The sequence below is a fragment of the Planomicrobium okeanokoites genome (assembly GCF_003428875.1).
Classification (GTDB): domain Bacteria; phylum Bacillota; class Bacilli; order Bacillales_A; family Planococcaceae; genus Planococcus; species Planococcus okeanokoites.
On record NZ_QQRS01000001.1, the window covers coordinates 509,560 to 525,454 of the forward strand.

A 15,895-nucleotide genomic window follows, 5' to 3' on the forward strand; every position below is an offset into this window, starting at 1 on the left:
CTATAATAAGAAAGGCGATCGCACTCAAAAAGAGGCCCACATTCGTGGACCTCCAACTTGCGTCTTCTATTAGCTTTGCTTTCGCCTGTTTAATTGACTCCAACAGCAGAGAATGCGGCTTTCACACTTGCAACTTCCGCACTGGAAGCTCCATAAAGGTCAGTGGCTGCCTGAATCGTTGAAGCGCGGAAATGGCTGTAGTTCGAGTTTGGAGTCAAATACTGCGTCAACGTACGGTAGTAGATGTCCCCTGCTTTATCATTGCCGATAGCATTTACACTGACACCGTAATGCGTTCCGCCATTAGCAAGCAAGTATGCGGCTTTATTGCTTATGCCTGAATTTATATGCACACCGCCGTAGTCACCCGTGCCGGTATAGCGTTTCGAATAATGGTCAGGATCCCCGCTCAAAGTCGGATCTTCCATGGAGCGAAGTGCATCACCCGCAACATTCGGGGTGTAAATATCTTCGCCCACCTGCCAGTCCGGATTATTATTGAAGTGGTATTCAACTAGAGTCCCGAAAATATCGGACATGGATTCGTTGATCGCACCCGACTCGTTCTGATAGATCAGGTCTGCCGTCGTATCTGTTACGGCGTGCGTCAGCTCATGGGCGATTACATCAAGTGCACCTGACAACGGGATGAATTGGCTGCCGTCCCCGTCCCCGTAAACCATCTGCGAGCCGCTCCAGAATGCATTATTATAGCTGCGGCCATAATGGACAGTCGAAACCAATTGCGCTCCGTTGCCATCGTAGCTGTTGCGGTTATGAACATTCTGGAAATAATCGTAGGTTTGTCCTGCATATGCATGGGCATCAACAGCGGCACCGTCATAAGCGGCATTGTATACATTATCGCTGTCGAGCCATAGCGTGCCCGGTGTTCGTGTGCGATTTTTGGCATCATAAGTGAAGATTCCGTCTCCGCGTGTGCGATCCACTAAATAGGATCCGTTATTATTGAGAAGCGTATTGAATGTTTTCGTATCGCCAAGAACGCCTTTACCGGTAGCCGTCGAATCGTTTCCTGTCAACGTTCCACCGCCGGCAGAAGGCTTAGCTTCATGGATCTGATTATAGGAATCCAAAACTTCACCCGTTTTAGCATCGATAAAATATTGATAATTCCCCGGTTCCGGATACAGGAATTCGAATTCTGCACTGTAGGCAAAATTAGCTTTGCCGTCTTTCACATAGACAACCAGTTCAGCGGCTGCTTCATGCTCCAGTTCCGGTGATTCCCCGATTTTTTTCGCCAGGTCAGCTGCCGCAGTTTTGAGAGCTGCATCAGCTTTTACTGTCGCTCCTTTCTTCAATGATTGCTTATCATACAGTTCTGGCGCAAGATTTCCGGAAACTGAAGTCAGAACTCCATTCTCATCTACATGCGCATTGATGACAGAACCGAATACCGGAACACCTTTGAAGACTTGCTGCAATTTCAATTTAGTAAAGCCGAGATCATCTTTTTTCTGGCTGACAATCTTGAAATTGGAAGCACCGTTTTTGCCGATCTTGTAAGCTTCCTCTTTTTGCTCCAAATATGTAAACACGATTTCCTTCACAGGTTTATTGGATGGAGCAGTCAGTTTACCGGAAATAAAATCCGGTGTCTGAGTCTCCTTATTCACATGCACTTTTTCAGAGGCATTCTGCCCCGGTGCATTATTTGCGGAAACCGCAGTTGCTGATAACGCCAGTGATGCTGCTAAACTTAAAGTCAGTAATTTTTTCTTGTTCATCAAATCCACTCCTTCTCGTCTTACCGGCATCTTAGCTCGGTGTTAACAGCATAACTGTTTAATTATTCTGAATATATAGGCTGGATTATGTGTTTTTATTTTACTCTAAAGGAGATTATTGAACTTGGTAAAATAAAAGTTTTCAGATATTTCATATAAATTATAGGTATATTTACTTTATGTGTCTTTACACCATAGATTAAAGTAGCAGATTTCCATTACCCATCTTAAATTAACAGAATATTATGTATTCAAAATGCATAAAAAAAAAGAGCCGCTCGCAATGAGCAGCTCTTGGAGATTACAATTTAGTTACGTTTGTAGCTTGAGGTCCGCGGTTGCCTTCCTCTACTTCAAATTCAACTCTTTGACCTTCGTCAAGCGTTTTAAAGCCTTCGCCTTGAATCGCTGAGAAGTGTACAAATACGTCATCTCCGCCTTCAACTTCGATGAAGCCGAATCCTTTTTCTGAGTTAAACCATTTTACTGTACCTTCTTGCATGTAAAAAACCTCCTGGTAATAAAAAAATTTTCAATATGTGAATTTCCATAAAAAAATTCACATATTCCAAAAAGTACCATCACGTGCTGATCACTTTTTGGAATATGTGAATAGCTGTAGTTGGTGAAGATAGTATTTATTTCCTCTATAATACCTAAATTGCGCGTAAGTGTCAAACAAATCTAAATATTTATAATTATTTTTTTGGAATTCCTCTTATGAAACACAGAATTACAAATTCTATACTTGCATTTTGCCAAATAAAACGCTGTCTGTCCAGTGATATGCATCTGCACCAGCATATGATTCCGAAGTTTGTATTGGCTATGCCTTTCCCGTAAAATGGGGATAAAGAAAGCCTGCATGAAACCTTTCACGCATTCAATCGTATGTATATTATGGAAATGCAATTAAGGAGTGACTTCCGCATGAACCGAGTCCAAAACTTTATAAGAAGACAATCGGTCAGCCTCCCGATCACAGGAGTGATGTTTCCAATCCTTTATTTGGGGGCGGAAATTGGATTGCTCGCATCTGGAGCAATTGCTGCCGGAACCTATCTTGCCAGCAATTCGACAATCAAACAAGTTCAATTCTCTTCCACTTCCAAAGAACTGGGGATGACGAGGAGTGAATATAAACATGTACTGAAACAGGTACAGGAAGCTAAACTTAAAACCAAACGTCTGCAAGGCCAATATTACCGGGTGCGATCCATTTCTTCGTTCAGGCAATTGATGGAAATGACCAAGCTCTCCAATAAAATCATTGCAGTCGTGCAGCAGCATCCAAGAAAATTTTATCTCGCTGAATCCTTTTTTTATTCACATCTCGATTCTGCTTTGGAACTGACCGAAAAATATACCCTGCTTGTCGGTCAGCCCGTTAAGGACCGTGACATCAAAATCGCATTGCAGGACACCCGCGAAACTCTGCAATCAATGAACCGTGTCATGCAGAATGATTTGAAGAAAGTGCTGTCGTCCGATGTGGAACAGCTTCGGATGGAACTTGATTATGCGCGATTGGCTGTCGACAAACAGCAAAATCAGAAACTATTGGTTCAATCCTTGACCGATGATGAAGGAGACGTGGAAAATGAACGAAAATCAATCGACACGAAGTGAATTGGATGATTTGTTGGAGTCGCCATTCGGCATTCAGCTGGAAAAAGAGCAGTCCCCTGCCGAACAGCAGAGCGGACGCCCGGTATTGCTAATGGATAAGCTATCAAATGAAGACAAGAAAAAAGCCCAGGAGCTTGCAAAACAGATCCCAGCCGGCAACCACGAAGCGATTTTGACTTATGGGGCGAATGCCCAAAGCCAGCTCGGCAATTTCTCGCATAAAATGCTGGATCATGTACAGCAGAAAGATATCGGCCCTGTCGGCGACGTCCTGCATGATCTGATGAAAAAATTACAGGAACTGAATCCCGAAGAATTGACCGAAACGAAAAAATCAGGCATCCGTAAATTATTTGCCAAAGCTAAATACTCCGTTCAGGAAATCATGACCAAATACCAGAAATTGAGCACCCAGGTTGACCGCATCAGCATCCAATTGGACCATTCCAAACGCGGACTTCTTGAAGACGTGCAAATGCTCGAAGAATTGTATGATCAGAACAAGATGTATTTCCAGGCACTGAACGTCTACATTGCAGCTGCTGAGATTAAGCGGGATGAAATTCTGAACGAAACCATCCCTGCCCTCCGTAAAAAGGCTGAGGCATCGGATGATCAGATGGCCTATCAGGAAGTAAACGATATGGTGCAATTCGTCGACCGTCTGGATAAACGTCTTTATGACCTCCAGCTGTCACGCCAGATCACGATTCAAAGCGCGCCGCAGATCCGCATGATCCAGCAGACAAACCAGACGTTAGCAGAAAAAATCCAATCATCCATCATGACGTCCATCCCACTCTGGAAAAATCAGATTGCCATCGCTTTGACGCTCAATAAACAGATGAAAGCAGTAGAAGCCCAGAAACAGGTCACTTCCACTACAAATGATCTGTTGCTGAAAAACTCGGAAATGCTGAAAATGAACTCGATTGAAACCGCCAAGGAAAATGAACGCGGCATCATCGAAATTGAGACATTGAAGAAAACACAGGAAAACCTGCTTACCACTATCGAGGAAACTTTGCAGATCCAAAGTGAAGGACGCAAGAACCGCCGCGCCGCTGAAATGGAAATCGGCAAAATGGAAGTGGAGCTTAAGCAACGCCTGCTCGCTATCCACGAAGGCGAAAACTCCAGAAATCAATAAAAAAAATCCCGTGAAGCTAAAATGCTTCGCGGGATTTTTTCGCTTAGAATTTATTTTCCATATTTTTACTCCGGACAGTATTTGTGCTGCTCCGGACAGTATTTCAGTGTTTCCGGACAGTATTTTTCATCTGCGGACAGTATACCCTTTTAACTGGATAAAACCTGACAAAATCAAAGAAAAACACGGCAATTCCACAAAATATAAATGGAAAACGCAAGCTTACAACCGAATACCTTTATCTATCCCGACTGAATCACCAGATGCAAGGTCCGTTTCAGCAAACGCAGCGTCTGGTCAACGAAATTCTCCAGCGAATCAGCGCTCACCGATTTATTGCCATACATCATGCGGTAGAAAGTGGCCTGTTCTTCTGTGATTGGTTCACTGGTGAGAAATAGATGGAGCAGTTCGACCCCTTCTTTCTTCGCTTCACTTACAGCATTCGCCGTATCCACGACTCCGTTTTCTGCGTAATTATACGCCGACGGTTCACCGTCTGAGAAAACCAGAATGAAGCGGTGTTTCTCCTGCCGGCGCTTGATCCGGTCAGTCATCCAGCGGATCGCAAAACCATCCCGGTTATCTTCATGAGCCTCAAACGATACGATTTCCTGTGCATGGTCGCGCATGCCGTCTTCGAATTTATGCATCCACTCAAAATAATTGGGCTGTTCACTGTCGCTTGCCTCAAATGCGTCTTCGTAAAACAGCACTATTTCATGTGCGATGCCCAGACCGCGAAGCACATCATGGAACAACAGAACGGCCTGCTTGGTTTCATCCAGCTTATCAACCATCGACGCAGACCCGTCAATCAGCAGACAGAATACGGCATCCAATTCCTTGGAAGGCGCAGATTTCCGGTAAAAAGGCTTCGGACGCTCTTCAAGTGCCAGCGGCAGCAAATTTTTGGAAAGCCTTCCCGCATTTAAATTGGTGCGGTAATCCTGATGGCGCTGAGTAATGCGTTTCTTCAATTCCTTCAACAGGGATCGAACATAAGGAGCTTGTTGCCGGCGCCAGTCAGCAATCAGCCTGCTGTGGTCAATATGCGCCAGCAGCCGCTGTTCATGATAAACCACCTGTTCATTGGCGCGGCCGAATTTGCCGCCTGAACGTTTCGGGCCGCTTTCCATATCCTTGTCGTCTTCATCGTTATCTTCCAGGTGCTCACCGTTTGAATCTCCCTTTCCGGTCTGCTGCACCTCATCCGCACCTGCTTCTTCCCTGCCGCCCGTAGCCAATTGTGAATCACCCTTTTCGAGCTCAAATTCCATGGCCGGCGAATCCGTCAATTCTGTTTCGCGGTGCCACGAATTGAACCATTCCTCGATTGTTTCAATTTCTTCCTGTTCGTCTGGTTTTTCTGCTTCAATTCCTTCATGGTAATGAAACGGAGGAGCTTTATCCGCCGCGTCACCGAAAGTGTAATAAGTATGGATCATATCGCTGCTCAGCAAAAACTCGAGCCGACCTGTCATCCGCTCCACAATTGCACTTGAATCAGCCGTCGATTTTGCGTCGAACATGCCTTTCCAAATCAGCAGCACAGGTCCCCACGGATCATCCATTTCAGTTTCAACATCCCGCAGGCTCAAGTATGCCGCATTCAGAAAAGCATCCGCCAAAAAGCCGCGTTTCAGGTTCTGATTGAATTGATCCCGATGAAATTCGCCGTAAACCTCTTCACGTACATCAAATGAATCTGCTGTTCCCGGCCGCTCTTTGACGATCTTTTCTGATAGCCTGAATTCTTCAGCACAGAGGAGCAGCTGTCGCCGCAATGAAGACACAGGGGATTGTTCAGCTATAACGTCCTTCCATGCCGACAAACTGAAATTCCGCCAAAAACCTGCGCTCAGCAAATAGATATCCGACAGGTAACCATGCTGTTCCACAAATTTCGATCGATGCCGCCAGAACACACTGACAGAGACGGACGATTCCGTTGGCCGAAATTCGATTAATTTACGGGTCGTGACTTTCAGATAAGGCGCATCGGCTAATGCGCCTCCCAGCATTTCCAGCCGATAGAGCATTTTTGTATCGATCGTTTCATTATTGAATTGGATAAAGCGATTGACTGACGCCATTCCACTCACCTACTTTTTCCAGGTATTGGCCAAGTCCATGAACAGTTCCCGTTCACTTTCATCTTCCAGCTTTTGCGCAATGGCATAATCGACTGCCCGGATCGGATCCATATGTTCAGCCAGCGCAGTCGCATCCAATAAACTGCGGATCGACGCCGCTTCTTCTGACAGCAGCCCATTTTCGACCTGCTTCATCAGATCTTCTGCGAGATTCAGCATAAACTCCTTCAATTTGGGTTCAGCATCTGGAAATTCCCGATTCCATAACTCTGAAAGCTGCTGACCGGAAAGGTAAGGAATCGGATAAGCAATAAAGCGGTTTTTCAATGCTTCGTTCATCGGGGCCGTTCCAATATAGCCTTCATTGATTGCTGCGATTACGCCAAAGTCGGGATGTGCTTCGATCACTTCGCCCGTAAACGGATTTGTCATCATGCGGCGATGGTCCAGCGCAGAATGCAGGATCGGCAAAGTTTCCGCTTTGGCCATATTGATTTCATCTATATAAAGGAGATGTCCTTTTTTCATGGCTGTCACTACTGGCCCTTCGATAAACTCAATCTCACTCTGTCCGTCACGCTGCACCAGCGTTTTAAAACCTAATAACGCTTCAGCGTCAAGGTCCACTGAACTGTTGATGCTTTGCATCGGCTGCCCAAATACTGCAGAAATCGATTCAGCCAAACGTGTCTTCCCAGCCCCTGTCGGCCCTTTTAAAAGAACCGGTTTACGCAAGACGACAGCCGCCATTACATCCTGCCAAAGGTTTGCATCCGGTGAGATATAACCGCCGGTACCGATCAATTTTTCATAGCCTTCATGTGTCCTGTTTTTTCGTTCGTTTATTTCCTTCTCGATAAAATCCATAAACAACCCTCTCTCCATAGAAAAAACCGATGTGCATGCATCGGTTTTTGTCATTTTCATCTTTATTCGAAATAAGTTTTATAGAAACCGCCGATTTTTCCGGTGTTGTCCACAACAAAGATAAATTCTTCGGTCTCATTTTTCACTTCATATGTTTTACCGGCTGTCAGCACATTCGATACCAAAAATTTAGCGGCATCTGTATGCTTGCAAGTCACCGTGCGAATCGTTTCTTTCTCAAGCCAATCGTTGTGAATCACAGTCCTCATCCTTTTCTGTATGTCTATGTATTCAGTATAAGGATTAAAGCGTCATATTTCAAATCAATATATACTGTCAATATCTTTTGCGGTCTTTCCGCTCCTTATATAGATAACGCACCACCAACACTGCGATAACAGCAACGGACAAGGATATTAAAAATCCCTGCAAGTGATTCAGGATGGAATTGTAGGCATAAGGAAAAGTACGCCCCAGGTTAAAATAAACCATCATCCAGACAAATCCAGCTGTATACGCATAAAAAACGTATTTTAAAAACGGATACTTATTTGCTCCCACAACATATGGCATTGCCCATCGAATGCCCGGCAGGAAAAAACTGAAGGATATAGCGATTTCGCCATGTTTTTGTAAAAAGCCGGAAAACTTTTCAATCGGTTTTTCCAGCCACGTTCTGCTTAAGCGATCCAACAGCTTTTGGCCGAAGAATCGACCGATGAAATAAGCGAAAGTATTACTGGTAATCAGCCCCAGATATGCAGAAATAAAAGCATAAACCGGCTTGAAATAGCTGATTTCAGTAAGAACTCCGGAAAAAGCGGCAGCCACTTCGTTGGGAATCGGCATGCCGAATAATAACAGCCAATTGAAGATGAACATGCTGATATAGCCATACTCTTTCACAATCTCCATAAAAAATGATAAGTCCATCACAATCGACCGCCTTTTGGCTCTTCTTACTTCATCATGACAAAATTAACGACACCCTGCAACGCAGAACTCCCGTAAGCCTAAATTTACCAAAGCCCGGACAGGAAATTGTTAAGGTTTAAGTAACAGTGAGTTTATCTATCAAATTCTAAAACATAACATGAAGATGAATGAAGTATATTGTTGCTAAATGAAAACTAAGAATTTTTATAAATAATCTTTCTTATAAATTAATATCGCTTGAGAAAACCTCTGAAGATATGGAGCAAAACAGCGAAGACAAATCCTTGTCAGAGCGAAACTTTAAGAACCGTGCTCCTGCATCGCTTCGCTGCTTCGTCGCAAAGACTTAGCCTCGCTAGCTTCGGCTAATGTCTTCGAAGCTGTATTGCGGAATATCGATTGTATAATTACCTCAATAATAAATATTAAAAACCGCCCACCAGCTTCTGCCGGTGAGCGGTTTGAATTGATTTTATCAGCCTTGAAGCAATAGATCTTCCGGATTTTCGATCAAGTCTTTGACCATTTTCAGGAAGCCTACAGAATCGCTTCCGTCGATTACGCGGTGGTCATAAGAAAGAGCCACGTACATCATCGGACGGATTTCGATATTGTCTCCAACAGCAATCGGACGTTTTTGGATTGTGTGCATTCCAAGGATACCAACTTGGGTACCGTTAAGGATCGGTGTCGACATCAATGAGCCGAACACACCACCGTTAGTGATAGTGAACGAGCCGCCTGTCATGTCAGCGATTGAAAGTTTCTTATCGCGTGCTTTTGTCGCAAGCTCGCCGATTGAAGCTTCGATTTCCGCGAAGTTTTTCTTGTCAGTATCGCGGACGATCGGAACAACAAGTCCTTCTTCAGTAGAAACGGCAATCCCGACATCATAGAATTGCTTCAGCAATACATCAGTGCCATCCAGTTCAGCATTCACGTAAGGATATTTTTTCAAAGCAGCAGTTACCGCTTTTGTGAAGAATGACATAAAACCAAGTTTCACGTCATTGTTTTTAAGGAAATCATCTTTTTTACGGCTGCGCAGAGCCATAACATTCGTCATATCGATTTCATTGAAAGTAGTCAGCATCGCTGTAGACTGCTTAACTTCAAGCAGACGCTTAGCGATTGTCTGACGGCGTCTTGACATTTTTTCACGGACGATGCGGCCGTTTTCTTCATCAGAAGATGCTCCAGATGCAGCCGCTTTCGGCGCTTCCGTTTTAGCCGGTGCGCTTTCAGCCGGTTTAGACGAATGTGCTTCAACGTCCTGAACACGTACACGGCCCATTGGGTCTACTGGTGAAATCGATGCAAGGTCGATGCCTTTTTCGCGTGCAAGTTTGCGCGCAGCAGGGCTTGCGATTGTACGGTCAGAAGAAGATTGCTCTTCAGCAGCCGGTGCTTCTTCAACAGCTTCCTGCGTTGCCGGAGCAGATGTTTCAGCAGGTACGCCAGTCGATTTGGTTTCTTCCTCTTTTTGTTCAGCTGGCTCAGATGCCGCAGCTTCGCCGGAACCTTCTCCAACGATTGCAATAACCTGGCCGACTTCAACTGTGTCGCCTTCAGCAGCCATAAGCTCCTGAACAACTCCAGCTTCTTCGGAAATGACTTCAACGTTTACTTTATCCGTTTCAAGTTCAACGATGAATTCCCCTTTTTCAACTGTATCGCCTGGCTGTTTCAGCCACTGCGCGATCGTTCCTTCTGTAATCGATTCTGCTAATTCTGGTACTTTGATTTCTGCCACAAAAAATTCCTCCTTAGATTATGTTCAAGATTTAGCTAATGCTTCATCAATGATGCGTGCCTGTTCCACTTTATGCATTTCTCCGTCGCCTTCAGCCGGGCTTGAACGGACGACGCGGCCATAATAATTTATATCAATGCCATCTGCGATTTCACGTAGCTTCGGTTCCGCAAATGACCATGATCCCATATTTTTCGGTTCTTCCTGAACCCATGCCAATTCCTTAAGCTTCGGATAACGCTTAATGATCGCCTGGATTTTTTCGGATGGGAATGGATACAGCTGCTCGACGCGGACAATGTGCGTATCCGGATATTCAGCTCCATCTTTTACGCGGTCAGCCAGATCGATTGCCATCTTGCCGCTGGCGAATAAAAGACGCTCCACTTTTTTCGTGTTTTCTCCCATACCCGGCTGCTCGATGATGGTCTGGAAGTTGCCTTCTGTCAGATCTTCAACATCCGCTCCAACCAATGGATGGCGCAACAGGGATTTAGGTGTAACGATGATCAACGGACGAATTGACTCTTCTCCAAGCATCTTCGCCTGTCTGCGAAGGATATGGAAGTAGTTTGCCGCACTTGAAAGATTGGCTACTGTCCAGTTGTTTTCACCGGCATTTTGAAGGAAGCGTTCCAGTCGCGCACTCGAATGCTCAGGTCCTTGTCCTTCATAAGCATGTGGAAGCAGCATAACCAAGCCAGATTTCTGGCCCCATTTGGCGCGGGCTGCAGAAATGAACTGATCGAACATCATTTGTGCCATATTGGCGAAGTCGCCGTATTGAGCTTCCCAAATGACAAGGGCTTTATCGTTTTCTACATTGTAGCCATATTCAAAGCCGACAACCGAAGCCTCGCTCAACGGGCTGTTGTATACAACGAATGACGCTTTCGCATCGGAAATATGATGAAGCGGCACAAGCTCATTGCCGTTCTTTTCATCATGCAGCACCAGGTGGCGGTGAGCGAATGTGCCTCGCTGCGCATCCTGGCCGGAAAGGCGAATCGGATTGCCTTCCTGGAGGATCGAACCGAATGCCAGTGTTTCAGCATGTGCCCAGTCGATTTTACCTTTGCCATTGAATGGATCTTCACGGCGTTTCAGAATTCGGGCAAGTTTGCCGAAAGCGGAAAAATCACTTGGCCATGACAAAAGGTCTTCATTCATTTTGGTTAAGACATCTTTATCGACGCCTGTTGGAACTTCAGGGAATCCTTGCATGACAGCTTCCGGAATGACAACTTCATGAGCATCGTCCGATTTGTTCTCTTTGATATGATCATAAGCTTTTTGCATTTCTGCAAGAATATCGCTGTCCAGTTTTTTCACATCTTCTTCAGAAAGGACTTTATCAGAAGACAGTTTTTCACCATAAATTTCACGCACTGTACCGTGTTCATGGATACCGTGGTACATCGTAGGGTTGGTAACGAGCGGCTCATCCATTTCGTTATGGCCGTAGCGGCGATATCCGATCAAGTCGATCAAAATATCCTTCCTGAATTTTTGGCGATATTCAAATGCCAAACGTGCTACCGCAATCACTGCTTCCGGTTCATCCGCATTGACATGGATGACGGGTACTTCAAAACCTTTTGCAGGATCAGAAGAATAATGAGTGGATCTGGAATCGTATTGTTCAGTTGTAAAACCGATCAGGTTATTAGCGATGATGTGGATTGAACCGCCAGTCTGGTATCCGCGGATCCGGCTGAAGTTCAATGTTTCCGTAACGACTCCCTGACCCGGGAACGCTGCATCACCGTGCACCATGATGGCATAGGCTTTATTGGCATCGATCGGCGCAAGGCCGCTCTGTTCTGTCAGTTCCTGTGCCGCGCGGGTCTGTCCGGCAACCACTGGGCTGACAATTTCAAGATGTGATGGATTATACGCCAATTTGATGTTAGTTCCTTGAGGCGATTTATAAGACGCGCCCATGTGATACTTCACATCGCCAAACCAGCCTTTAGTGATCTGCAATGAACCGTCTTCAGGAAGGAATGCTTCATCGCCGATGTGGGCAAATCCGGCAAACATCATTTCATACGGTTTATGCAGGATATGTGTAAGCACATTTAAACGACCGCGATGCGCCATCCCGATCATGATTTTTTCAGTGCCTGCTGTTTCGGAAAGACGGACAAGTTCATCCATCAATACAACCAATGTATCGACACCTTCTATTGAGAAACGCTTTTGGCCGACGAACGTGCGATGGACGAATTTTTCAAATCCTTCAACACGAGTCAATAGTTCAAGAACTTCTTTTTTCTTGTCTGCATCAAGCGATTTTTTCACTTCGCCTGATTCGATTTTGGACTGCAGCCAGCTGCGCTCCTGCGGCTGAACGACATGTGAGAATTCAAATGCCACTTTGTCCGTATAAAGCGATTTCAGGTATTCAATGGCGGCCAGACCATCTTTAACTTCCGAAGGTGCATTTTCCAGCAACAATGAAACCGGGACTTCTTTCAAATCCTGTTCCGTAAGTCCATATGTCGAAGGTTCCAGGCGTTCCGTTTCGCGGGGCTGATCTTTCAAAGGATAAATATCCGATGCCAGATGTCCGTGTGCACGGATCGATTCAGCCAATTGGATAGCACCGAGGACTTTACCGAATTTATCGGATTTCACTTCAGCTGTTGCTGCCGGCTGCTGTTCAGCACTTGGCTCAACCGGAGGTCCGTATTGCTTGAATAGCTCAGCGAATTCCGGATCGATCGATTCCGGGGATTCCTGATAAATGTCATACATTTCCATAACATACCCAAGGTTTGGACCTGTAATGGAACTCCATGGGGATTTCGAATCTGAATAATTGCTAGACATAAAAAAACCTCCAACTATTTTGCCTTTAAGGCAGTCCTATAAATACATATGTCTTCCATATTTTATCACGCAAACCGCTATACACAAAGCAGAAGGCGTTAAACCCATTGAAGAACAATTTTCCATATCAATCTTACTACTTCCGTTAGAAAATACAATCCTTTTGAGTGAATTTATTCACATAACAAAATGTTAAGCGCTTACAAACATAATATAATGTGAAAAATGGAAATCAATGTGTGCGTTCACTATTTTTTTCATAAAACCTGACCTGATTTCTGCCTGATTTTTTTGACTCGTAAAGAGCGGAATCCGCCATCTTGACAAGGTCCTCGAAATTATCCGCATCTTTGGGATAGAATGCTATTCCAATCGAAGCGGTCGGAGCAAAATGGTGACCGTCGATATCCCAGCCCTCAGCCAGTTTTTGATGGATCCTGTTAATCAGGTTCTTAATTTGCATTCCCGCTTTTTCAGAATTTATGCCTGCCGCTGCGATAACAAACTCATCTCCGCCGATTCTAGCTGCCATATCCCCTGATCTGATGCTCTGTGTCAACGCCTGACCGAAACAAGCGATAAATTCATCCCCGATATTATGGCCGAAATTATCATTGACCGATTTGAAATCGTCGCCATCGATATAAAGTAATGCAATCAATCTGTCATCCTGATCAGCATCACTTTCGAGCAGTTCGAATTCCTCCATCATCAGCCGGCGGTTGGGCAGCCGCGTCAAACTGTCATGATAAGCCATGAAATGCAGTTTCTCTTCAAGCTTTTTCCGGTCCGTTATATCAAACATGATGGCCAGCACTTGATAGATTTTCCCTGTCTCATTTTTCAACGGAATGACCGTCGTGTCCACCCAGAAAAAATCCCCATTCTTTTTCAGGCTTTTCATCTCACCGCGCCAGATATCACCTTTGAATATAATGTCCCGGATATTGTCATAAAAAGCATCAGGTATGACCGCCCGGCCAATTGCAGCGATCTGCATCCCTAAAAGTTCCTCTTTTTCATAGCCGGTTGTTCCTTCGAAATTATCATTCGCAAAAATGATCATGCCGGACGGCTCCCATATCGCCACCATCGCGGCATAATTCAATGCATCTTTGTAACTATCCAGTATATTTTCTGTTTTCTTCAATTCTTCTTTAAGTTGAACCTCATCCGTCAATTCGCGGTACACAATCTGATAAGCCCGGATATCTTCCCCGATTTTGACAGGAGAGAAACTGACTGAGAATTTTCCGTCTGGACCATCCTTCATCTTGGCACTCGTAATAAAGGAAGAACTGCCTTTTTCAAACTTTTCTTCCCCTAATTCGGAATGGACTTTATCCAAAAACTTTTCACTGTTGGATGGAAGCTCCATGAACGATTTTCCGATCCATTGCTGTTTGATGACTGTAAATATATTCTCGTATGCAGGGTTCATATCAATGACCATGAAATCGGAAGAAATCATGATCATCGGGTCGACTGAGTTCTGCACAAGCGATTGATAGAAAAGATAGTCTTCTTCTATCGTTTTCTGCTTGCTGACATTCTTGGAGACCGCCAGCAAAAACAACTCACCTTCATGCATGAAAGTGGTAATTTCAGTTTCGTTGGCTACATTGTTTTTACTGAATAAATTGTAGTCCCTGTAACGGTAAGTACCTGTCATCGATTCAGCAATCATGTATTGTTTTTTTATTTCTTCAGCTACGGAAGCCGGCATGCTGTCATCCACAGTCCGACCTGCCAATTCCTGCTTGAATGTACTGGTGCAAAGGGCATTTACATATTCATAAACATATCCCTTGCCCAATTTGCGCATGAAAAAAACCAGATCTTCCGCATTGCCATATAAAAGATCCAATTGTTCTTTCGTGAAAGGGCCTTGCATAGAATCACTCTTTTCTTTAGGCAAATTGCTCAACAACCACAGAAATTTCTTTAATGAATTTTTCGTAGCGGCGTTGTTCATCAAGATTTCGGGATGCAGTAAATCCGCTTTCCGCTTTATCTTTCGACCAATTGAATTCATGTTCCGAAAGTCTGGTCGCATTTCCTGTCAGCAGTAATTTAATGTCATCACCGTTTCGATCGACTGTACATTTCACCATGCCGCCTGGATTGTAGACTGCCACTTCCCCGTACGGCACCAAACCGGACATACAGCTGATCAAAGCTGAAGCGGTCATAGCGGTGCCGCATGCATTAGTAAAGCCGACGCCCCGTTCGAATGTACGCACGAATATGCCTTCTTCCAGTTTCGTTACGTAACTGACATTCACGCCATCAGTAAAATAATCATTCTCGCCATTGAATTTTTTCGCCCATTTCTTCTGATGTTCCGGCGATTTCTGGATATCTTTCGGGACGATGCCGATTAAATGGGGATTCGGCACCGCGACCGCAGAAAACTGGATGTCTTGTGATATTTCCGGAATCACCTGTTGTATCAAAGTCGACTGATTTCCATACTCCATCGGCAAAGCCTTCAAATCAAATAAAACCGGCGAGATTTGAACTGAGTAAGTCTCGATTCCATCCATTAAGGTCTCTTCTCTTCTGACAGTTAAATCAGCTTTCATGGTTTCAATCACTGCCTGTTCAATCCCTAGCTTCTCGCAGACATGACGCGCCACGCAGCGGAGCCCGTTGCCGCACATCGATGCTTCCGAACCGTCACGGTTAAAAACCCGCATCTTTGCGTCCGCTGACTTCGAAGGCAATATCACCAGCAGTCCGTCAACTCCTTGATCGATCTCACAGAGCTGCAGCGCCAGATCACCATAATCGTCTCTTTCATCGCTGTCAATCATGTAAAACGTATTCATTGATCCGTGGACTTTTTCCAAAGTAATTTTCATGCCATTCACTCCAA

Annotated in this window: 12 protein-coding genes; 2 read left to right on the plus strand and 10 right to left on the minus strand. The window is 44.8% G+C overall.

Annotated elements, in window-relative coordinates; genetic code table 11:
- Window positions 1-89 precede the first annotated feature (89 nt).
- A complete protein-coding gene (locus tag D2910_RS02625) occupies window positions 90-1,751 on the minus strand; it encodes a M4 family metallopeptidase (RefSeq protein WP_117312317.1) in 1,662 nt (553 codons plus the stop codon).
- A 301-nt stretch (window positions 1,752-2,052) separates the two neighbouring features.
- A complete protein-coding gene (locus D2910_RS02630; protein WP_033541967.1) occupies window positions 2,053-2,253 on the minus strand; it encodes a cold-shock protein in 201 nt (66 codons plus the stop codon).
- Between the two features lie 428 nt (window positions 2,254-2,681).
- Between D2910_RS02630 and D2910_RS02635 the strand changes: the two genes are divergently transcribed.
- Together D2910_RS02635 and D2910_RS02640 are read left to right on the plus strand one after the other, a co-directional pair.
- Window positions 2,682-3,380 (plus strand): 5-bromo-4-chloroindolyl phosphate hydrolysis family protein, encoded by a 699-nt coding sequence (locus D2910_RS02635; protein ID WP_084245695.1) that lies wholly within the window; start codon window positions 2,682-2,684, stop codon window positions 3,378-3,380.
- Window positions 3,352-4,530: a toxic anion resistance protein gene (locus D2910_RS02640; protein WP_117312318.1), complete on the plus strand. Its 1,179-nt coding sequence runs from the start codon at window positions 3,352-3,354 to the stop codon at window positions 4,528-4,530. The genes D2910_RS02635 and D2910_RS02640 overlap by 29 nt, the downstream gene beginning before the upstream one ends.
- A 242-nt stretch (window positions 4,531-4,772) precedes the next feature.
- On the opposite strand, the gene D2910_RS02645 is transcribed toward D2910_RS02640, so the two are convergent.
- From D2910_RS02645 to dapF, 8 genes are all read right to left on the minus strand, one after another.
- On the minus strand, window positions 4,773-6,626 hold the full coding sequence (locus D2910_RS02645; protein ID WP_117312319.1) for a vWA domain-containing protein: 1,854 nt from the start codon (window positions 6,624-6,626) through the stop codon (window positions 4,773-4,775).
- A 9-nt stretch (window positions 6,627-6,635) separates the two neighbouring features.
- Complete coding sequence (locus tag D2910_RS02650) at window positions 6,636-7,493, minus strand: ATP-binding protein (RefSeq protein ID WP_117312320.1); 858 nt, start codon at window positions 7,491-7,493, stop codon at window positions 6,636-6,638.
- A gap of 62 nt (window positions 7,494-7,555) precedes the next feature.
- A complete protein-coding gene (locus D2910_RS02655; RefSeq protein WP_084245686.1) occupies window positions 7,556-7,753 on the minus strand; it encodes a DUF6501 family protein in 198 nt (65 codons plus the stop codon).
- A 76-nt stretch (window positions 7,754-7,829) separates the two neighbouring features.
- On the minus strand, window positions 7,830-8,426 hold the full coding sequence (locus D2910_RS02660; RefSeq protein ID WP_117312321.1) for a DedA family protein: 597 nt from the start codon (window positions 8,424-8,426) through the stop codon (window positions 7,830-7,832).
- Window positions 8,427-8,904: 478 nt separating this feature from the next.
- Entirely contained in the window at window positions 8,905-10,182 is a 1,278-nt protein-coding gene (gene odhB / locus D2910_RS02665; protein ID WP_084245682.1) for a 2-oxoglutarate dehydrogenase complex dihydrolipoyllysine-residue succinyltransferase, read from the minus strand.
- Between the two features lie 24 nt (window positions 10,183-10,206).
- Complete coding sequence (locus D2910_RS02670; protein WP_117312322.1) at window positions 10,207-13,017, minus strand: 2-oxoglutarate dehydrogenase E1 component; 2,811 nt, start codon at window positions 13,015-13,017, stop codon at window positions 10,207-10,209.
- Between the two features lie 232 nt (window positions 13,018-13,249).
- Window positions 13,250-14,911, minus strand: a complete 1,662-nt coding sequence (locus D2910_RS02675; RefSeq protein ID WP_117312323.1) for a diguanylate cyclase domain-containing protein — start codon at window positions 14,909-14,911, stop codon at window positions 13,250-13,252.
- 16 nt (window positions 14,912-14,927) lie between these two features.
- Window positions 14,928-15,881 carry a diaminopimelate epimerase gene (gene dapF, locus D2910_RS02680; RefSeq protein WP_117312324.1) on the minus strand — a complete coding sequence of 318 codons (954 nt, stop codon included), beginning with the start codon at window positions 15,879-15,881 and terminating at the stop codon, window positions 14,928-14,930.
- Window positions 15,882-15,895 lie beyond the last annotated feature (14 nt).